The following is a 20678-nucleotide window of genomic DNA, read 5'->3' as shown; positions in this document are numbered from 1 at the left end:
AGCCGAAGCCGAACTGCACGCCGCCAGTGCGGCGGTCGGCGTGGCCACCGCCAATCTCTACCCCCATGTGGAACTGTCTGCCTCCCTGGCCCAGGCCGCGTCGGGCAACGGAGGTGCAGCACTCTGGGGCTTCGCCGCCGGGCTGGCGGGCCCGATCTTCGACGGCGGCACCCTCAAGGCCGAGCGCCAGGTGGCGGTGGAGGGCTACAACGCCGCGCTCGCCCACTATCAGCAGACCGTCATCCAGTCCTTCGGCCAGGTCGCAGACACCTTGCAGGCGATCAACCACGACGCCGAGGAATACCAGGCGCAGACCGCTGCGCTACAGGCCGCCGACAACAGTTTGCGCCTGAACCAGCACGCCTATGGAGCAGGGGAGAACGGCTTGCTGCAAGTGCTGGAGGCACAACGCGCCTATGAGCAGGCCTTGCTCGGGCAGATCCGGGCGAGCACCGCCCGACACCTCGACACCGTGCGCCTGTTCGTGGCGCTCGGCGGTCGCTCGGTCAACGATTTCAAACGCTAGTGGAGTAAAAAAATGAGCTATTACGATGCCCTTCGCGATACCCGTTTTCCTTTGCAGCATGGCGCGGGCGCGATGCCGGCGGTGGGGTTTGGCACGCTGTTCAGGGACCTGACGGCCACCACCCAGGCCGTCACGGAAGCGTTGGAGGCGGGCTTTCGGCATTTCGATTGCGCCGAGCGGTATGGCAACGAGGCGCAGGTGGGGGCGGCGCTTCACGATGCGATGACGGCCGGTAAAGTCCGGCGTGAGGAACTGTTCATCACCACCAAGCTGTGGAACAACAACCATCGGCCCGAGCGGGTGGTGCCGGCGTTCGAGGCCAGTTGCCGCAGGCTTCGGGTGGATGTGATCGACTGCTACATGATCCATACGCCGTTTGCGTTTCTGCCGGGTGACGAGCTGCATCCACGGGACGCTTTTGGGCATGTGCTGTATGACTCGGGTGTGACGCTGATCGAGACGTGGCGGGTGCTTGAGCGGTTGGTGGATGAGGGGCGCTGCAAGTCCATCGGGTTATCGGACATCACCCTGGATACGTTGCGGGAGCTGGTGGCGGTGGCGCGGATAAAACCGGCGGTGGTGCAGGTTGAGTCACATCCCTATTTGCCCGAATGGGAGTTGCTGGAGTTCTGCAAACAGCACGGGATTGTGGTGTTGGCGTTTGCGCCGCTGGGGCATGGGATGAGGCCGCGGGTGCTGGATGAGCCGGTGATTACCACGATTGCGCGGCGGGTGCGGAAGACGCCGGCACAGGTTGCGCTGGCGTGGTCGGTGCAGCGTGGGGTGGCGTTTTTGACGTCCTCGGTGACGCCGGCACGGATTCAGGAGGATGCGGATATTTCCACATTGCCTCAGGCGGCGATGCGTGAGATCGAGAAGGACATCACGACCCGGGTGCGTTTTAATCCGGTGATGGATACCGGGGTGTTGGGGTTTATTTCGCGGGAGAAGTTTTGAGTTCAATCGGGGGGGGAGGGGGGCATATCCGTTATCTAGGTAACGGCCTCCTATGGTTTCGCTCTTACAGCGAGTCACTTTGGAAAAGCCCCAAAGTAACCAAAGGGCTCTGCCCCGCCTGTCGGCACCTCGCCTAGGCTCGGTGTTCCCTCACTCCGGCATTGCTCCGCGGGCCGCCGCGACGGGGCGTCCCTGCCCCGTCGCGGCTAAACCGGCGTCCTGCCGGTTTACCCGCTCCTCAATCCCTGCGTTCGGCCTCGGGCTTATTGGGGCAGTCAGAGCCAGATCAAAATCAAAAGCAAGAGCACAGCGGCCTACAGGCCGGCTTGAGTGGTAGAAGCCAGAGCGAAAGCCAAAGCGAAAACCAAATCTGAAACGGATGCAGCTCTGCTTTTCTGTGGGAGCTGGCTTGCCTGCGATGCAGACAACTCGGTTTTTCAGATACACCCAGTTGATGCCATCGCAGGCAAGCCAGCTCCCACATTTGACCGTTCCCGCTGTAGATTTTGATCTTGATGTTGCCTTTGCTTCACACCACTCAAGCCGGCCTGTAGGCCGCTGTGCTGTTGATCTGCTTTTGATCTTGATCTTAGGCGCCCCGTTAAACCACGCTGGCCGAACGCAGGTAGTACGGAGCGGGTAAACCGGCAGGACGCCGGTTTAGCCGCGACGGGGCAGGGACGCCCCGTCGCGGCGGCCCGCGGAGTAGTACCGGAGTGAGGGCACACCGAGCCTAGGCGAGGTGCCGAGTGGTGGGGCAAGAGCCTTTTGGTTACTTTTGGGCTCCTTTCAAAAGTGACCCGCTGTAAGAGCGGAACCCATACCCGCCATAACAAAAATAACGGATATGCCCCCAATCACCCACCCTTACCCAACAACGCCCGAGCAAACTCATCAGACGCAATAAAGTCCATGGCCTTGCGCAACTCGCAAGCCGCCTCAGCACCAAACACCTCATCAAACCGAACCGCCATTTGCCGAGACACCACCCGCGCTTCCTCGTACTTGTGCTGCCCCGCGTCGGTCAACAGCACCCGCCGGCTGCGACGATCCAGCTCGTCCACCTGCAACACCACCAACCCGTCCCGCACCAGCGGCTTGAGCGTATGCCCCAGGGCCGAAAGGTCCATCACCAACGAATGCGCCAGGTCGCGCATTTTGGGCGCGTCACCCTGGGCGATGTGGTTCATCAGCGAATACTGGGTAGCCTTCAGGCCAAACGGCACAAACGCTTCGTCATAGATCTGCGCCATGCGACGGGACGCGCGACGCACGGCTCCGTTGGAACAGGTGCTGGGGCTATTCAGGGTGGGCGGTGCGCATTTCACAGGCGGGTCACTCGCTACAGGCCAAGGGTTAACCGAACGTTAATCCGGCAAGATGAATATTGACACATGTAGCAACAAATTAGTTGCGTATGCCTCTAAACGCTATATCGTGGCATATGCCTCTATTTTGACCGGATGTCAGTGCAGTTGGCCCGGATCACAGACGGGCGGGGCAGGAGGGAAGCGCTGTTTGGTACCTCCTTCAGTCATCAACTTCCTGTCTGGATCAGACCTATGCTCAACCTTGTGCGCATCGCATTGCGGCGCCCCTATACCTTCCTGGTATTGGCTATTTTCATTCTGATTGTGGGCCCGCTCGCGGCCTGGCGTACCCCGACCGACATCTTCCCCGAAATTCGCATCCCCGTGATTGCCGTGATCTGGCAGTACACCGGCTTGCCTCCGGACCAGATGGCCGGCCGTATCACGTCGCCCTTCGAGCGGGTGCTGACCACCACGGTCAATGACATCCGCCATATCGAGGCGCAATCGTTGAACGGCTTCGGCATCGTCAAGGTGTACTTCCAGCCGGGGGTCAATATCAGTACGGCCAACGCACAGGTGACCTCGGTGTCCCAGGCCATCCTGCGCCAACTGCCGCCCGGCACCACACCGCCGCTGGTGCTCAATTACAGCGCCTCGACGGTGCCGATCGTGCAACTGGCGTTGTCCGGCAAAGGGCTCACCGAGCAGCGGCTGGGCGATCTGGGCCTCAACACCGTGCGTCTGATGCTGACCACGGTGCCCGGTGCAGCGCTGCCGTACCCGTTCGGCGGCAAGACGCGCCAGGTGCAGATCGACCTCGATTCGGCGCGGATGCAGGCGCGGGGCCTTTCGGCGCAGGACGTGGCCAACGCCCTGGCCACCCAGAACCTGATCACCCCGGTGGGCACGCAAAAGATCGGCAGCTATGAGTTCAACCTGCAACTGAACAACTCGCCGACGGATTTCCACGACCTGGAAAACCTGCCGATCAAGACCGCCGACGGCACCACCGTATTGATTCGTGACGTGGCCACGGTGCGGGACGGCAACCCGCCGCAGACCAACATCGTGCACGTCAACGGCAACCGTTCCGTGCTGCTGCCGGTGCTCAAGACCGGTTCGGCCTCGACCCTCGGGGTGATCGCCGGCATCAAGGACAAACTGGCCGACAACAAGGGCGCCTTGCCGCCCAACCTGAATATCGACCTGATCGGCGACCAGTCGCTGTTCGTGCGTTCGGCCATCAGCGGTGTGGCCCGTGAAGGGGTGATTGCAGCGGCACTGACCAGCCTGATGATCCTGTTGTTCCTCGGCAGTTGGCGCTCGACGGTGATCATCGCCACGTCGATTCCGCTGGCAATTCTGTCGTCGATTGCCACGCTGTCGGCGCTCGGTGAAACCCTCAACATCATGACCCTCGGCGGCCTGGCACTGGCCGTGGGGATCCTGGTGGACGACGCCACGGTAACCATCGAAAACATCAACTGGCACCTGGAGCAGGGCAAGCCAGTGGAGACGGCGATCCTCGACGGTGCGTCGCAGATTGTCACGCCGGCGTTCGTCTCCTTGCTGTGTATCTGCATCGTGTTTGTGCCGATGTTTTTCCTGGAAGGCGTGGCGCGTTTCCTGTTTGTGCCGATGGCGGAAGCGGTGATCTTCGCGATGATCGCCTCGTTCATCCTGTCGCGCACCCTGGTGCCGACCCTCGCCAATTACCTGCTCAAACCGCATGAACACCATGCGGACGGCACGCCGGTGGTGGCGCCATCGAGCAACCCGCTGGTGAAGTTCCAGCGCGGGTTCGAGCGCCAGTTCGAGGCGTTTCGCGGGGTTTACCACGGTGCGCTGGAAAGTGCCTTGCATCACCGCCGTATGGTGGTGATTGCGATGCTGGCGTTTGTCGCCGTGTCGTTTGCGCTGGTGCCGTTCCTGGGCCGCAACTTTTTCCCTGAGGTGGATTCCGGGCAGATCCTGCTGCATGTGCGGGCGCCGATCGGCACGCGGGTAGAGAGCAATGCGCGGCTGGTCTCGCAGATCGAGGACACCCTCCACAAGGTGATCGAGCCGCAGGAACTGGCGGCCATCGTCGACAACATCGGCCTGGCCATCAGCGGGATCAACGTCGCCTACAACAACACCGGCACCGTTGGCTCCCAGGACAGCGACATCCAGATCAGCCTGAAAGAGGGCCATCGCCCCACCGCCGACTACATGCGCGAACTGCGTGAACGACTGCCTCGGGAATTCCCGAATGCGGTGTTCTCGTTCCCGGCCTCCGACATCGTCGGGCAGATCCTCAACTTCGGTTCTTCCGCGCCGGTGGATGTGCAAATCGCCGGGAATAACCTGCCGGCCAACTTCACCTATGCCAGCACCCTGCTGCGGGACATTCGCCGGGTGCCGGGCGTGGTGGATGCGCGTATCCAGCAGTCACGGCAACTGCCCACGTTCAAGATTGATGTGGACCGCACGCAAGCGCAGTTGGTGGGCCTGAACGAACGCGATGTGACCAACAGCCTGGTGGTCAACCTGGCGGGTTCCAGCCAGGTGGCGCCGACTTTCTGGCTCAACCCGGCCAACGGCGTGTCGTACCCGATTGTGATGCAAACCCCGCAGTACGGCCTCGACACCCTGGCGGCCCTGCATAACCTGCCGTTGAGCGGCAGCGCCGGTGCAGCGTCAGACCAGACCCTGGGTGGCCTGGCCTCCATCGAGCGTACTCACAGCAACTCGGTGGTGACCCAGTCGGATATCCAGCCGGTGGTGGAAGTATTGACCGCGATCCAGGGCCGCGACCTCGGCGCAGTGGCAGCGGATATCCAGAAGATCATCGCCGCCCACGCCAGCGAGGTGCCCACTGGTTCCAAGGTGCTGTTGCAGGGCCAGGTGCAAACCATGAACGCGGCCTTCAGCGGCCTGCTGTTTGGCCTGCTCGGCGCGGTGGTGCTGATCTACCTGCTGATTGTGGTCAACTTCCAGTCCTGGGCCGACCCGTTCGTGATCATCACCGCCTTGCCGGCGGCGCTCGCAGGCATTGTGTGGATGCTGTTTGTCACCCACACGCCGCTGTCGGTGCCGGCCTTGACCGGGGCGATCATGTGCATGGGCGTGGCCACCGCCAACGCCATCCTGGTGGTGAGCTTCTGCCGCGAACGCCTCGCGGTGCACGGTGATGCGGTGCAGGCGGCCCTTGAAGCCGGCTTCACCCGTTTGCGCCCGGTATTGATGACCGCCATTTCAATGATCATCGGCATGGCGCCGATGGCCCTGAGCCTCGGGGAGGGCGGCGAACAGAACGCCCCGCTGGGCCGTGCGGTCATCGGCGGGCTGGCCTTCGCCACCATTGCCACGTTGTTCCTGGTTCCGCTGATTTTCAGTCTTGTGCACGGGCGGCGTCAGCACGCCACGCTTGCGACCACCGCCACTCAAGGGGTTTGACATGTCCATTTCCGTTTCCAATCCGGGTTCACCCCGCCGTAAATCCCGTGGTCTGCTCTGGCTGGTGCTGGGGCTGGTGGTGCTGGTCGCCGTGGTGGTATTCGGCATCGGCGTACGCGCCAGCGAATCCCGCGACCTGAAAACCTGGACCGACACCCAGGCCTTGCCCAGCGTGATCCTGATCACCCCGAGCGTGCAGCCCCAGGGCCCGGTGCTGAACCTGCCGGGACGCCTCGAGGCGTACTCCCGGGCGTCGATCTTTGCCCGGGTCAATGGCTACCTCAAGACCTGGAGCGTCGACATCGGCGACCACGTGAAGGCCGGGCAACTGCTGGCCGAAATCGACACGCCGGAGCTCGATCAGCAACTGCTGCAAGCCAAGGCCGTACTGGCTTCGGCACAGGCCGACGAGTCGCTGGCACAAACCACCGCCAAGCGCTGGCAGGCGATGCTTGCGTCGGACTCGGTGTCGCGCCAGGACGTGGATGAGCGCACCGGCGACCTGACCGCCAAGCAGGCCAAAGTGGTCGCGGCCAAGGCCAACGTCGACCAGTTGATTGCCACCAAGGGCTTCCAGCGCCTGACCGCACCGTTCGCCGGCGTGGTCACTGCGCGCTCCACCGATGTGGGGGCGTTGATCAGTGCCGGTGGCGCCACCGGCAAAGAGCTGTTCGCGGTCTCTGACGTCAGCCGCCTGCGGGTGTATGTGCAGGTGCCGCAATCGTCAGCGCCGCAGATCCAGGTGGGCACCGTGGCGCGTCTGAGCGTGCCGGAATATCGCGGCGAAACCTTCACCGCCAAGGTGATCGCCACCGCCGATGCCGTGAATGCCGCGTCCGGCAGCACCCTGGTGCAACTGCTGGTGGACAACCCCGGCAGCCGCCTGTTGCCGGGCGCCTACACCAGCGTGCAGTTCACCTTGCCGGTGCAGACCGATGTGCTGCGCCTGCCCGCCAGCGCCCTGGTGTTCGATGACAAGGGCATGCGCGTGGCGACCCTTGATGGGAATAATCATGTGCACTTCAAGACCGTGACCATTGCCCGGGACTTCGGCGACAGCGTGGAAATCGGCAGTGGCCTGGCTGCCACCGACCGGGTGATTGACACCCCGCCCGACGGCCTGGCCGACGACGATTCGGTGCAACTGGCCGCCAACACCCCAGAGGCCAAACCCCATGGCTAAGCGCACTTGCCTGGTATTGGCCGCCACCCTGGGCCTGGGCGCCTGCCACCTTGCGCCGCCGCTGGATGTGCCGGATGTGCCCGTTGCCGCGCAGTTTCACACCCAGGGCCCGTGGACCGTCGGCACGCCGAACGACCAAGCGAGCCGCGACGGTTGGTGGCACATTTACAAGGCCCCGCAACTGGATGGGATGGAGCAGCAGTTGCTGCAAAACAACCCGGACTTGAGTGCGGCACTCGCTCACTATTCCCAGGCCCAGGCGTTCGTGGCCCAGGCGCAATCCGGGCTGTTTCCGAAAGTCATCGGGTCCAGTAATGCCCAGCGTATTCGCCAGTCCGACACGCGTCCGTTGCGTTCGGCCAGCCCGCCGAATGTCTACGATTCCGGGACCGTGGGCGTGGAGGTGGACTATGAAGTCGACCTGTGGGGCCGTGTGCGCGACACCGTGGCCGCCGGCACCAGCGATGCCCAGGCTGCCAAGGCCGACCTGGCTTCGGTGCGCTTGAGCTTGCAGGCGCAGTTGGCCGACAGCTACATCCGCCTGCGTGGCATCGACCGGCAAGACCAGTTGCTGCAGCAAACCAGCGACGCCTATGCGAAGGCCTTGAGCCTGACCGAAGGCCTGCACGGCGGTGGCATCGTTTCCGGCCTCGACGTGGCGCGGGCGCGTACCCAATTGTCGACGGTCAAATCCCAACTGAGCCAGAACCTGGTGCAGCGTGCGGTGCTCGAACATTCGATAGCGGCGATGCTGGGTGAATCCGCATCGACCTACACGATTGCCCCCAGCGTTGCGGATATCGCCTTGCCCAGCGTGCCCACCGGTGTACCGTCTACGCTGTTGCAGCGCCGGCCGGACATTGCCGCCGCTGAACGCCGGATCGCCTCGGCCAACGCACGCATAGGCGTGGCCAAAGCCGCCTGGTTCCCGGCGGTTACCCTGAGTGCCCAGGGCGGTTTCCAGAGCGACGAGTTTGCGCATTTGCTGAGCGCACCCAACCTGTTCTGGGCCATTGGCCCGTCGCTGGTGGGGACAATCTTTGACGGCGGCGCGCGCCAGGCCGGGGTCGACAGTGCCAAGGCGGCCACCGATGAAGCCGCGGCCAAGTACCGTGGTGTAGTGTTGACCGCGTTCGAGCAGGTGGAGAACAACCTGTCGATCATTTCGGGGCTCGACACCGCCCTGGTAGACCAGCGGGACGCGGCGGCTGCCGCGCAGTACGCCGAGGACTTGTCACTGGCGCGGTATCGCCAGGGCGGCGCGGCGTACCTGGATGTGGTGACGGCGCAAGTGGCGTCGTTGCAGGCACAGCGAACGGTGCTGGATCTACAGACTCAACAGTTAAGTGCCAACGTAGGGCTGATCAAAGCATTGGGTGGCGGCTGGAACCTGGCCCAGTTGGCCGACACCTCGCAATTGAACCCCAAGGAGTAATAAGCATGACTGATTACGTACCGCCAAAAGTCTGGACCTGGAAGACCCAAAACGGCGGCACCTTCGCCAGTATCAACCGGCCCATCGCGGGTGCGACCCACGACAAGGAATTGCCGGTAGGTCGTCATCCGTTGCAGCTGTATTCCCTGGCAACGCCCAATGGCCAAAAGGTCACGATCCTGCTGGAAGAACTGTTGGCCCTGGGGCACACGGGGGCGGAATACGATGCGTGGTTGATCAAGATCGGCGACGGTGACCAGTTCGGCAGCGGCTTTGTCGGGGTCAATCCGAACTCGAAGATTCCCGCATTGCTGGATCGCAGCGGGCCCAAGCCGATTCGGGTGTTCGAATCCGGGGCGATCCTGCAGTACCTCGCCGAGAAGTTCGGTGCGTTCCTGCCCACCGAGCCTGCGGCCCGTGCCGAGTGCCTGTCGTGGTTGTTCTGGCAGATGGGCAGCGCGCCGTACCTGGGCGGTGGGTTCGGGCATTTCTACGCCTACGCACCGACCAAGATCGAATACGCCATCGACCGTTTCGCCATGGAAACCAAGCGTCAACTGGACGTACTGGACAAGCAGTTGGCCGAGCGCGAATACATCGCCGGCGACGAGTACACCATTGCCGACATGGCGATCTGGCCGTGGTACGGCGGCCTGGTGAAAGGCCGCTTGTATGAGGGTGGAGAGTTTCTCTCGGTGCAGGATTACAAGCACGTGCTGCGTTGGGCCGATGCCATCGAAGCGCGGCCTGCGGTGCAGCGTGGGCGCCGGGTCAACCGCGTTTCGGGCGAGCCGTCAGAGCAACTGCGCGAGCGTCATGACGCGTCGGACCTCGACTGACCCCAGCGCTCCCTGTGGCGAGGGAGCTTGCTCCCTCACCACAGGTGTCAGCGGCGCCGTCACGGCGCTCCCACTTGGCGATCACCAGCGGTGCCAGGGCATTGCCCAGCACATTCAACGCGGTGGTCGGCATTTCCATCAGGCGATACACCCCGGCGATAAAGGCGATGCCTTCCAGCGGCAAGCCCGCACTCGCCAGGGTCGCCGACAAAATCACGAACATGAACCCCGGCACCCCGGCCGCGCCCTTGGACGTCAACACCATGGTCACCACCAGCAGTGCCTGGTCGCCAAGGCTCAGGTCGATGCCATACAACTGCGCCACAAACAAGGTGCCGATCCCCAGGAACAGCGACGCACCGTCCAGGTTGAACGAATACCCCACCGGCACCACAAAGCTCACCAGCGAAGGCGGCACGCCGTAGGTTTCGAGCTTCTTCATCAGTTGCGGCATCACCGCCGCGGAGCTGGCCGTGGAAAACGCCAGGATCAGCTCATCCTTGATATGCCGCATCAACGCAAACAGGTTGATCCCGCATAGGCGCGCCACCAGGTTGAGCACCACCAGCACGAAGAACGCGATGGACACGTAGCTGACCAGAATCAACTTGGCCAACGGCAACAGCGAGCTGAAACCGAAGTTGGCCACGGTGACCGCGATCATCCCGAACACGCCGATGGGCGAGTAGGCCATGATCATCGACGTCACCTTGAACATCGCCTCCGACACCCCGCGCAGCACGGCAATCACCGGGTCCTTGCGCTCGGCCGGTAAACGCGAAACCCCCAGGCCAAACATCACCGCAAAGAACAGCACCGAGAGCAAGCTGCCCTGCGCCATCGCGTTGACCACGTTGTCCGGGATGATCCCGACGATGATCTGCCCCAGGCTGTGGCCACCGCCGGCGCTGCTGGTGGGCAAGGTCATTGCACTGGCTTGCAGGCTTGACAACTCGGTGCCGGCACCCGGCTTGAGCAGGTTGCCCATCACCAGCCCGACGATGATCGCCAGGGTGGTGATGCAGAAGAAATAGCTCAGGGACTTGACCCCGATGCGCCCCAGGGACTTGCCGTCACCGTGCCCGGCAATGCCCACCACCATGCAGGAAAACACGATGGGCACGACGATCATCTTCATCAGCTTGATAAAGATATCGCCCGCCGGTTGCAGCAGGTTTTCAATCAGCCATGGCCGGGATTCGGGGAACCGGTGCAGCAGGGCGCCGATGGCGATGCCGGCGAGCAAACCGATCAGGATCTGCCAGACCAGCGCGATGCGGGGCGTATGCATGGGAATGCCTCATTTATATCAATGATTATGAGTGTTGTTCTAGGCAGTCAATGAGCGGCCATCCGTGGCCGCCGGGTGGGGCGGGAATCCGTCAGCGCAATCGATGGCACGCTTCATTCAGGCGACGGCAACCTTCTTCAATCACGTCAAGGGAGCTGGCAAACGACAGGCGGATATACGGCGACATGCCGTACGCCGCACCACTCACCGTCGCCAGGCCGTGTTCACGCAGCAGGTGCTCGGCCAGTTGGGTGTCGCTGGTGATCCGTTCGCCGTGCCCGGTGGTTTTACCCATCAACCCGGCGACGTTGGCGAACACGTAGAACGCGCCGTCGGGTGGGGTGAAGGTCACGCCGGGAATGTCGTTCAACAAGCTCAGCATGCGTTCGCGACGTTGCTGGTACACCTCGCGCATCCCGGCGATGGGCGCCTGGTCGCCGGCGAATGCGGCCACCGCAGCGGCCTGGCTGAGGGAGCTGGGGCACGTGGTGGTTTGCGAGAGCAACGTGGCAATGGCCGCGATCAGCCAGGCCGGGCCGGCCCCGAAACCCAGGCGCCAACCGGTCATGGCGTAGCCCTTGGAGGCGCCGTTGACGATCAGCGTGCGCGCCTTCAAGTCGGGTGCGAGTCGGGTCAGCGATACATGCCGTGCCTCGTCGTAGACGAAGTGCTCGTAGATCTCGTCGGCCATGATCAACACGTGGGGATGACGGCGCAGCACGTCGGCCAGCGCGAGCAGTTCGGCCTCGTTGTACACCGCGCCGCTGGGGTTGTTCGGGCTGTTGAGGATCACCCATTTGCTGCGCGGGGTGATCGCCTGTTCGAGGGCGTGTGGCGAGAGTTTGAAACCCAGTGATTCGTCGCCGGGGATGATCACCGGCGTCGCGTCATTCAGCCGCGCGATGTCCGGGTACGACACCCAATACGGCGTGTGCACAATGACCTCATCGCCGCGATTCAGGGTCGCCGCCAGGGCGTGATAAATGATGTGTTTGCCACCGCAGCCGGCGACCACTTCGTCGAGGCCGTAGTCCAGCTGGTTATCGCGTTTCAGCTTGAGGCAGATGGCCTGGCGCAGGGCGAGGGTGCCGGTGGTGGCGGTGTAGTGAGTGTCGCCGCTGTGCATTGCGGCGCTGGCGGCTTCGAGGATATGCGCCGGGGTATCGAAGTCCGGCTCGCCCACGGTGAAGTTGACGATGTCCCGGCCCTGGGCGCGCAGTTCGGTGACCAGCGCGTTGGCCGCGATGCTCGGGGAGGGCGCAATGCCCAGCACCCGGTCCGACAGAAATGCAGTGCTCATGATGATCCCCTTCAATCCGCCAGGCCGGCCTGTTTCAACACCTTGTCCATCCAGCTCTGGCGCACCGCACCGGTGGCGATTTCGGCTTTCACTTCTTCTTCATGGGCGGCGTGTTGGGCGGCCTTGCGCAGCACCTCGGCGGCGTCGGCCTGGGAGAAGGCGACCAGGCCGTCTTCGTCGCCCACCAGCAAATCCCCCGGGTTGATCAACATGCCGCCGATGGACACCGGCACATTCACCTCGCCCGGGCCGGTCTTGTAAGGGCCGCAATGCACCACGCTGCGGGCGTAGCAGGGGGTGTCCTCGAAGCTCGCGACATCCCGAATCGCCCCGTCAATCACAAACCCCACGCAGCCGCGTTGCTGGGCGTAGAGCTTGACCAGCTCGCCGATCACGGCGTTGTTGGTGTCGCCCTGGGCGTCCACCACCAGCACGTGGCCCGGCTGCAGCATGCTCATGGCCTTGTAGATCAGCAGGTTGTCGCCGGGGCGGGTTTTCACCGTGAGCGCGGTGCCCACCAGCTTGCCGGTGCGGTTGTAGCGGTTCAGCCCCCGGGCGCCGATGTGCCGGCCGAGGTTGTCGCTGATGTGCGGGGTGACCACCTGGGCAAACGCTTCAAGCACCTCGGCAGAGGCCAGGGGCGGGTTGGGCAGGATGCGGGAACCGGGCAAGGACATGGCGTATCTCCGATTGATCTTGTTGGACTGTGGCTAGATCTTAGGAGCGATGAACATACAGTTTTAGCGATATTTTATTATCTGATAGGATCGCTTTTTCTCATGGGAGGTGGCCGATGATCACGTTCAAGCAAATCGACGCGTTGTACTGGATTGCCGAGTTGGGCAGTTTCGAGGCCGCGGCGAACAAGCTGAATATGTCGCAGTCGGCGATTTCCAAGCGCATCCAGGAGCTGGAAGAAACCTTCGATGTGCAGGTCTTCGACCGCAGCAAGCGCAATGCGCGGTTGACCGAAAAAGGCGCCGAGCTGCTCGACTACGGCAAGGACCTGCTGGAGCGTCGCGACTACTTGCTGGAACGGGTCAGCGCCCGGGAAGTGCTGGTGCGCAGGTTTCGCCTGGGGGTCACCGAGCTGACCGCATTGACCTGGTTGCCCGCGCTGGTCGAAGCGCTGCGCGAGGCTTATCCCAAGGTGCAGATCGAGCCGTCGGTGGAGTTGAGCAGCGAGCTGTTTCGCAAACTGGAAAGTGATCAACTGGACCTGGTGATCGTGCCCGATGCCTACAGTGATTCGCGGTTCCTGAGTACGCCGCTGGGCAGTGTGGAGAATGCCTGGATGTGCGTGCCCGGGCTGATCCCTGACAACGACCCGGTCAGCCTCGGGGTGCTGGCGGACTACACCGTGCTGACCCAGGGCTCGCAGTCGGGCACCGGCTTGACCTACGAGCGTTGGCTGGCGGCCCACGAGGTGCAGTTGCCCCGCACCCTGACCAGCCATAACCTGCTGGTTCAGGTGGGCCTGACCCTGTCGGGCGTGGGCGTGAGCTACCTGCCTACGGCCTGCCTTTCACACCTGGTGGAGGCGGGGGCATTGCGGGTGTTGGTCACCGAGCCGGCCTTGCCGAGCATCCGTTATGTGGCCCTGCACCGCTCGGACCGCCAGCTTGGTTTGAACCGCAACGTTGCGCAACTGGCTCGCCGATGCTGCGATTTTTCCCGGCTGTTGCTTCAGCGGTTTGTATGAGCCGCCGCGCACTGGCTGGCCAGCTCTGCCAGGGAGGCAGTCAGGCCGAGGTGGCCATGCTTGAGGAAGGCCAGTTGATAGTTGACCGGCTCGGGCGGGGTATCCAGGAGCATTTCCTGGAGTTCGCCACGCCGGATCTCATCACCAAACAGCCCTCGGGGTAAGCAACTGACCCCGACCCCGGCGCGGATCAACGCCACCAGCGCGAACAGGCTGTTGCTGCCATACACCCGGTTGAACTCGATCCCCGCCCGGGCAAATAACTGCTCGCAACGCTGGGTGATCCCCGAGTGCGTGCCCTGGACAATAACGGGCCACTGCGCGAGCTCCTTGAGGGACAGCGAGCGCGCATGCAACGCCAGGCCCGCTGGTGCCAACCAGGTGAATTCGACGGATTGCAAATCGATCGCCGCCATTGCCGGCGTCACGTAGTCCTGGGGGATCACCACCAGGTCCAGCTCGCCATCCAGCAACTTCCTTTGCAGCGACGCCGAAAGGTCAACATCCGGGTGCAAGGCCACCTCCGGGTGAACCGCTTTCACCCGCGCCGCAAAGTCCGAAAACCAGGTCACCGTCACCAGTTCCGTGAGCCCCATGCGCACCGTGCGCAGGGCGTGCCGCGATGCTCCGCGCAGCCCGTCAAGCCTGGCCAGGCTGTCGATCAACCCTTCACAGGCCTCCAGCAATTCGGCGCCTTTGGCACTCAAGTGCGCCTTGGGCCCCGCGCCTTCGAACAGCGGCAGGCACGCCTGTTTTTCCAGCGCCTGCAACCGCTTGGTGACCGCCGACTGGGTGAGGAACAACTGCGTGGCCGCACGCTGCAAGGTGCCGAGTTTCAAGGTCCAGTAGAACGCTTCAATCTGCTTGAGGTTAATCATGCTCAAGGCCCTCCCGCTGATAGGGGTGGTGCAGGTCGCAATGGGTCCTGATCAACTCGATGACATGCCGCTGGAACGGGCTGTAGCTGTCGGCCCGGGCGAGCGCCACATAGGGTGTCGAGGGCAGCGGCGGCTCGACACACAGCCGCACCAGTTGCCCGCTCGCCAGGTAGGGCGCGGCGGTGGAGTCGGGCAGGTAGGTGACGCCGAGCCCCGAGACGGTCAGGCCGACCAGCGCGGCCAGGCTGCTGCAGGGAATATGCGCCTGGGGGCTGGCGTGCCGGGTGGCGAGCCAGCGGTCTACCAGCAACCCTGAGCCTGAGAGCTTGCCTTGGGTGAGCAGGGTGTAGCGGGTCAGGTCTTCCAGGGCCAGCGGCCGCTGGTGATCGAGCAGGCCCGGGGCACAGAACCAGCTGTTGTGCACCTCATCCAGCGCAACCTTGACCAGGCCGTTCGAGCTGAAGGCATCCGGCACCACGATCACGTCCACCTGGCCCGCCATCAGCAACCCGTGCAGGCGCACGCTGAGCTCCACTTCCGGCTCGATGCGGACCTTGGGATAGTGGGTCGAAATTGCCTTGATCAGGCGCGGCAGCCAGGTCAGGGCGCTCAGTTCGGTAATGCCGATGCGCAGTTTGCGGCTCAACACCTCGGGGCTGATCAGGCAACTGCTGACGATGTCGCGTTGCAGCAGCACCTGCCGGGCATGGGTCACGACTTCGGCGGCCATCAGGGTCGGTTTGGCGCTGCGCCCGCTGCGGTCGAACAGCGGGAAACCCAGCCAGTGCTCCAGTTCCTGGATCTGCCGGGTGATCGCCGACTGCACCAGCCCCAGGCGCGTGGCAGCACCCTCGAAGGTGCCGTGATCGACCACGGCAATCAATGCTTCCAGCTGTTTGAAGGTGGCCACAGGTGTTGTCTCATCTGCTTTTGGAATATTTTTAGTTCACGGAATATCCCTATGTCTACTTAAATTTCCTCGGCACTATTTGGCTCACGGCCTACTGGCGTGAATGACCCTTCACGAAGTTACCGACCATAAATCCAATAAAATCGGTGAAGAAATGAACGCGGATTCGAAGCCTGCCAGCGGCTTTCGCTGGGTTGTGGCGGCCCTGTTTTTCCTGGCCTATATGGTTGCCGGCGCCGACCGCGCGAACATCGGTGTGGTGGTGCCTTTCATCAAGCAGGAATACCACCTCAGCAACACCGACATCGGTGCCCTGGCCAGCCTGTTTTATCTGACCTACGCCATCGTGCAGATCCCCGCCGGCTACCTGTTCGGCAAGTACGGCATCCGCAAGCTGCTCACCGGCTCCCTGGTGCTGACCTCACTGGCCACGCTCTTGATCGGCTTCACCAGCAGCGTGCTGCAACTGAAGCTGGCGCGGGCCTTGTTGGGCGCGGCGGAAGGGCCGATCAATATCGGGATCGTGTCGATCATCAACCGCTGGTTTCCGCCGAGCGAGAAGGGCCTGGCCACCGGTATTTTCATGTCCTCGATCAAGTTCGCGCCGGCCTTTGTACCGCCGTTGTGTGCCTGGATCGTGCACCTGTATGGCTGGCGCGAGGTGTTCTACTTCTTTGCCGTGCCGGGGTTCTTTGTCGCGCTGCTGTGGTGGTGGCTGGTCAAGGATGACCCGGCGGACAGCCCGTATGTATCGCCCAGTGAAGTGCGGCATATCCAGGGCACCGAGGTGCACGGGCAGGTGGTGGCCAGGCCCATGGTGCGCATGCCGGCATGGGTCGACAGGCTGATTCGCAGCCGCGACGTCAAACCCCTGGCCGACAACAAAAGCATCCTGGCGTCGTGGAATGTGTGGGCCTGTGCGTTCGGCTATTTCATGATGGTGGGCATTACCTATTCGATCATGACCTGGATCCCGACCTACCTGATCACCGTCAAACAGTTTTCGGTGATCACCATGGGCGCCGTCGCGTCGGCCCCGTGGGTGGGCGCGGTGATCGGCAACCTGCTGGGTGGCTGGCTGTCGGACCGGGTCTTCGACAAGCGCCGCAAGCCGGCCATGCTGATCAGTTCGCTGGCCACGGTGGTGATGATGTTTGTGCTGCTGCATTCACCGAGCGATCCGGCGTTGCTGGCGGCAGTATTCCTGCTGGCGGGCGTGTTGCTGAATATCGGTTTCTCGACCTTCCTCGTGTACCCCATGGGCCTGGCGACCAAGGACCGGGTGCCGTTTGCCGCCTCCATCGTCAATACCGGCGGCTCGCTGGGCGGGGCCTTCGCGCCGTTCGTGGTCGGCCTGCTGCTGGACAGCTTCAGTTGGGACTACGTGTTCGGCTTCCTGGGTGTGTGTTCGCTGATCACCTTCGCCACCGTGCTGACCATGATCGAACCACGGCCCGCTGCGCGTGCGCAGGACCACCGCGAGCCCTTGGCATCGCCCCTGGCTCACGCCAAACCCTGAACCACTCACTTTTTTTGAAGGATCCCGGATGAACGATTCGTCGCGCGTCATGCAGGTTTGTCGGCTCGATTTATGGATCAGCCCCGTGTTTGACGAGCTAGTTTCCAGCGAGGCCAACCTGGCGCTGCAGGTGCTGGCCCATCAGGGCGAGGACCCGCGCACCCTGGCAGCCCTGAGCCGGGCCCATGCCTACCATGTGTCGGCGGCCAAGGACGAGCTGCCTCGGGCGTGGTTCGTCAACGAGGCGTTGATCGCGCAGTGCCCTGATCTGCTCTGCGTGTCTTCCGGTGGCGCGGGCTTTGATACGGTGGACGTCGATGCCTGCACCCGTGCAGGCATCGCGGTGGTGAACCAGGCGGGCGCCAATGCGTTTTCGGTGGCGGAGCACACCTTCGGTTTGCTGCTGGCAGTGGTCAAGCGCATCGTCGAGTCCGACAACAAGCTGCGCCGCGAACGCGGTTTCAGCCGTGAAGACCTGATGGGCGAAGAGATCCATGGCAACACCTTCGGGCTGATCGGCCTCGGTGAAATCGGCCGGCGCACGGCGCGCATCGCCCAGGGTTTTGGCCTGGAGGTGCTGGCGTACGATCCGTACCTGAGCGCTGAACAAATCCGCGAGCGGGGCGCACAGCCGGTGACCCTGGAGGCGTTGCTGGGGCGCAGTGACTACGTGTCGTTGCACTGCCCGTTGAACGCCACGACTCACCACCTGATGGGGGCCGAACAGTTCGCGGCGATGAAGCCGGGCGCAGTGTTTGTCTCCACCGCCCGGGGCGGTATTCATGATGAAGCGGCGTTGTTCCAGGCCTTGAATAACGGCCACCTCGGTGGCGCCGGCCTCGACGTGTGGGCCTGCGAGCCGCCGGCGCAGGACGCGCCCCTGATGACGCTGCCCAATGTGGTCGCCACCTTCCACACGGCGGGCGTCACCCACGGCGGGCGGCGCAATGTGGCGAGGTCATCGGCGCAACAGATCGCCTTGATGCTGCGGGGCGAGCGCCCGGCGCACCTGCTGAACCCCGAGGTGTGGGAACGGTTCTGTGAACGCCTCAGCCAGGCCAGGGGTTGAGCGTCATATGTTTAAAGTATTCAAGTCGCATTATCTGGATATTTTTCAGGGGGCAACCGCGCTGATAGGCTTCTGAAAAACACGAGAACTGCCGACATGAAGTGCATCAGCACCTTCGCCACTGTGCTGATCTTCTTCGCCTGGATGACGGTGGGGACCCGTTGCACCAAAGTCGACCTCCAGGCCGGGGCCAACGCCAGGCACGACACTGATGCTCGCCAGGTCCTGCGCCTGGGCCATGACGCCCAGGTCTACCCGTTCCTGCTCTACGCCAACGCCGATCTCTACAACCCGCCCAAATCCGTCGAGCGCGCCGTGGTGATCATTCGCGACGAACACACCAGGCTGGCGGGCGCCGCCGAGTTCTCCGGCGAACGCACGCTGTTGCTGGCCCCCGACTTCCTCACCCCGGAGGATGCAGGCGCCAGCGACGACATGCCCCTGTGGCCCCGGGACCAGTGGGTGCAAGGCATCGAATCGCAATACGGCCACAAGGGCATCCCCGCCTATCAGGTGCTCGACGATGTGGTGCGCTACCTCAGCGACCGTCAGCGATTCCCGGTGCTCAAGGAAATCGTGATCGCCAGTCAGTCGAGTTCCCTGGAGTGAACATGGATTTGTGTGTCCGGTGCTGGTAAACAGTGAGGGATAATCCTTAAGCCGATACCCGGTGTAATCAATCATGAAACGCCATTTCGAAGACTTGCAGTTGGGCAGCATCGAGCTGTTCTGCCTGGCCGCCGAGGCCAGCAGCTTTACCGCGGCCGCCCAGATAGCGGGCGTGACCCCGGCGGCGGTGAGTCGCAGCATCTCGCGGCTGGAAGAGCGCCTGGGCTCCCGTCTGTTTGTGCGCACCACCCGCAGCATCCGCCTGACCGATGGCGGCCGGACGTTTTTCGAGCAATGCCGCCAGGCCCTCACGCAACTGGTGGAAGCGCAGCAGGAAATGATGGGCGCGCAATCGGTGCCGTCCGGGCTGTTGCGCATCAGCATCCCGACCACTTACGGCCATCACCGCATCCTGCCGCTGCTGCCGAAATTTCGCGCGCTGTACCCGCAGGTCACCGTGGATATTCACATCAGCAACCGCAACATCGATTTTGTCGCCGAAGGCTATGACCTGGCGATCCGCGTGCGCGCCCAGCCGGACTCGACGCTGATCGCGCGCTTGCTCGAAGACGCCAAGCTGGTGGTGGTTGCATCGCCGGCGTATCTGCAGCGCGCCGGCACGCCCCAGACCCTGGAGGATTTGCCGGCCCATGAGTGCATCCAGTACGAATTGCCGAGCAATGGGCGGCGCATTTCCTGGCTGTTCCAGGCCGATGGCAAGGAGCGGGAGTTTGCCGGCGAGGCCGGTTACAGCTGCTCCGACGATGTGCTGGGGGGCGTGACCCTGGCCAAGCATGGCGCCGGGCTGTTCCAGACCTACAAATTCATCGTCGAGCAAGAGCTGGCCAACGGCAGCCTGGTGGAGGTGTTGCAGCCTTACGGCGGACGTTCGCGGCCGTTTACCTTGCTGTATCCCCACGGCCGCTACGTGCCCCATCGGGTGCGGGCGTTTGTCGATTTTCTGCTGGAGCACCGTGCCGAGTGGGCGGCGCTGTAGCGGCGGACACATCCCAGGTCAGCATCAACTGGCCGATTGCGGCGTCGATGGCGCTGGCCTCCACGCCATCCCGGGCGAGGATCGACACGCCCTGCAGAAAACTGTCGTAGACAGTGGCCATCGCGCGGGCGTTGGTCTCGGCGGGTAACTGGCCGGCACTGATGCCGCGCTCCACGCAATGCACGATGCCCGCCCGGGTGCGCTCCCGCGAATGGGTCAGCGCATGGGTCACTTGCGCGCTCTCGGGGGAGGGCGCGCTCATCACGCCCAAAGCCACCATGCAGCCCTTGGGGTGGGTGTCTTCACACTGCATGCGCGCCGATTGGCGCAGCGCGGTCTCGATGGCCTGGCGCGGCGGCAGGCTGTCATCCCACAAGCATTCGGTGACCTGGGCGAACGTCGCCAGATAACGCTGCACGCATTCCTGGAACAGCGCGTCCTTGGAGCCGAACGCGGCGTAGAAACTCGGCGCGGAGATGCCGCCACCCAATCCGGCTTTCAACTGGCTCAGGGACGTCGCGTCGTAACCGTGCTGCCAGAACAGGTGCATGGCCTGTTCCACGGCCTGGTCGCGGTCGAAAGTGCGGGGGCGGCCCATCTGTGCCATGTGGAAATCCTCTCGGGTGATGAGATAAATACTAGTCGATACATAAGTCGTTGACAACGCTGCGTGCGGAGCCCAACATTTATATCGATCGGTATTTAAGTCCTC

Annotated in this window: 18 protein-coding genes; 11 read left to right on the top strand and 7 right to left on the bottom strand. The window is 63.2% G+C overall.

Annotation, left to right across the window (positions count from 1 at the left end):
• Window positions 1–526 (top strand): TolC family protein (locus tag MUM_RS0126370; RefSeq protein WP_010175947.1); only part of this gene is annotated, 526 nt, incomplete at its 5' end.
• Between the two features lie 12 nt (window positions 527–538).
• On the top strand, window positions 539–1483 hold the full coding sequence (locus MUM_RS0126365; protein WP_010175945.1) for an aldo/keto reductase: 945 nt from the start codon (window positions 539–541) through the stop codon (window positions 1481–1483).
• Between the two features lie 857 nt (window positions 1484–2340).
• Here MUM_RS0126365 and MUM_RS0126360 read toward each other — a convergent pair.
• Entirely contained in the window at window positions 2341–2757 is a 417-nt protein-coding gene (locus MUM_RS0126360; protein ID WP_029616110.1) for a MarR family winged helix-turn-helix transcriptional regulator, read from the bottom strand.
• Between the two features lie 288 nt (window positions 2758–3045).
• Between MUM_RS0126360 and MUM_RS0126355 the strand changes: the two genes are divergently transcribed.
• From MUM_RS0126355 to yghU, 4 genes are read left to right on the top strand one after another with little or no spacing between them, the layout of a single operon-like run.
• Window positions 3046–6234 (top strand): efflux RND transporter permease subunit, encoded by a 3189-nt coding sequence (locus MUM_RS0126355; protein WP_010175941.1) that lies wholly within the window; start codon window positions 3046–3048, stop codon window positions 6232–6234.
• A 1-nt stretch (window position 6235) separates the two neighbouring features.
• The gene (locus MUM_RS0126350) at window positions 6236–7417 is read left to right on the top strand and encodes an efflux RND transporter periplasmic adaptor subunit (protein ID WP_010175939.1); all 1182 of its coding nucleotides are present in this window, start codon (window positions 6236–6238) and stop codon (window positions 7415–7417) included.
• Window positions 7410–8852 (top strand): efflux transporter outer membrane subunit, encoded by a 1443-nt coding sequence (locus MUM_RS0126345; protein ID WP_010175937.1) that lies wholly within the window; start codon window positions 7410–7412, stop codon window positions 8850–8852. The genes MUM_RS0126350 and MUM_RS0126345 overlap by 8 nt, the downstream gene beginning before the upstream one ends.
• Before the next feature lie 5 nt (window positions 8853–8857).
• Window positions 8858–9691, top strand: coding sequence for a glutathione-dependent disulfide-bond oxidoreductase (gene yghU / locus MUM_RS0126340; RefSeq protein WP_010175935.1), 834 nt, complete (start codon window positions 8858–8860; stop codon window positions 9689–9691).
• Here the strand turns inward: yghU and MUM_RS0126335 are convergent.
• From MUM_RS0126335 to MUM_RS0126325, 3 genes are all read right to left on the bottom strand, one after another.
• Complete coding sequence (locus tag MUM_RS0126335; RefSeq protein WP_010175933.1) at window positions 9624–10982, bottom strand: cation:dicarboxylate symporter family transporter; 1359 nt, start codon at window positions 10980–10982, stop codon at window positions 9624–9626. The two genes, yghU and MUM_RS0126335, sit on opposite strands and share 68 nt — an antisense overlap.
• Window positions 10983–11073: 91 nt before the next feature.
• On the bottom strand, window positions 11074–12282 hold the full coding sequence (locus MUM_RS0126330; protein ID WP_010175932.1) for a pyridoxal phosphate-dependent aminotransferase: 1209 nt from the start codon (window positions 12280–12282) through the stop codon (window positions 11074–11076).
• A gap of 11 nt (window positions 12283–12293) precedes the next feature.
• Window positions 12294–12959 carry an RraA family protein gene (locus MUM_RS0126325; protein WP_010175929.1) on the bottom strand — a complete coding sequence of 222 codons (666 nt, stop codon included), beginning with the start codon at window positions 12957–12959 and terminating at the stop codon, window positions 12294–12296.
• Window positions 12960–13075: 116 nt separating this feature from the next.
• On the opposite strand from MUM_RS0126325, the gene MUM_RS0126320 reads away from it, so the two are divergent.
• Window positions 13076–13984, top strand: a complete 909-nt coding sequence (locus tag MUM_RS0126320) for a LysR family transcriptional regulator (RefSeq protein ID WP_010175927.1) — start codon at window positions 13076–13078, stop codon at window positions 13982–13984.
• Here the strand turns inward: MUM_RS0126320 and MUM_RS0126315 are convergent.
• Together MUM_RS0126315 and MUM_RS0126310 are read right to left on the bottom strand one after the other, a co-directional pair.
• Window positions 13969–14862: a LysR family transcriptional regulator gene (locus MUM_RS0126315; RefSeq protein WP_010175925.1), complete on the bottom strand. Its 894-nt coding sequence runs from the start codon at window positions 14860–14862 to the stop codon at window positions 13969–13971. The two genes, MUM_RS0126320 and MUM_RS0126315, sit on opposite strands and share 16 nt — an antisense overlap.
• Entirely contained in the window at window positions 14855–15772 is a 918-nt protein-coding gene (locus MUM_RS0126310) for a LysR family transcriptional regulator (protein WP_010175923.1), read from the bottom strand. Before MUM_RS0126310 ends, MUM_RS0126315 begins: the two co-directional genes overlap by 8 nt.
• Before the next feature lie 154 nt (window positions 15773–15926).
• Between MUM_RS0126310 and MUM_RS0126305 the strand changes: the two genes are divergently transcribed.
• From MUM_RS0126305 to MUM_RS0126290, 4 genes are all read left to right on the top strand, one after another.
• Complete coding sequence (locus MUM_RS0126305) at window positions 15927–17291, top strand: MFS transporter (protein WP_050543229.1); 1365 nt, start codon at window positions 15927–15929, stop codon at window positions 17289–17291.
• Between the two features lie 28 nt (window positions 17292–17319).
• Entirely contained in the window at window positions 17320–18360 is a 1041-nt protein-coding gene (locus MUM_RS0126300) for a hydroxyacid dehydrogenase (protein WP_010175919.1), read from the top strand.
• 96 nt (window positions 18361–18456) lie between these two features.
• The gene (locus tag MUM_RS01000000132725; protein WP_010175917.1) at window positions 18457–18969 is read left to right on the top strand and encodes a hypothetical protein; all 513 of its coding nucleotides are present in this window, start codon (window positions 18457–18459) and stop codon (window positions 18967–18969) included.
• Between the two features lie 73 nt (window positions 18970–19042).
• On the top strand, window positions 19043–19966 hold the full coding sequence (locus MUM_RS0126290) for a LysR family transcriptional regulator (protein WP_010175915.1): 924 nt from the start codon (window positions 19043–19045) through the stop codon (window positions 19964–19966).
• Here the strand turns inward: MUM_RS0126290 and MUM_RS01000000132720 are convergent.
• Window positions 19869–20573: a TetR/AcrR family transcriptional regulator gene (locus MUM_RS01000000132720; RefSeq protein ID WP_010175913.1), complete on the bottom strand. Its 705-nt coding sequence runs from the start codon at window positions 20571–20573 to the stop codon at window positions 19869–19871. The two genes, MUM_RS0126290 and MUM_RS01000000132720, sit on opposite strands and share 98 nt — an antisense overlap.
• Between the last annotated feature and the right edge of the window lie 105 nt (window positions 20574–20678).

The sequence above is a fragment of the Pseudomonas sp. PAMC 25886 genome, assembly GCF_000242655.1.
Lineage (GTDB): Bacteria > Pseudomonadota > Gammaproteobacteria > Pseudomonadales > Pseudomonadaceae > Aquipseudomonas.
This window is presented reverse-complemented; position numbering and strand designations above follow the sequence as displayed.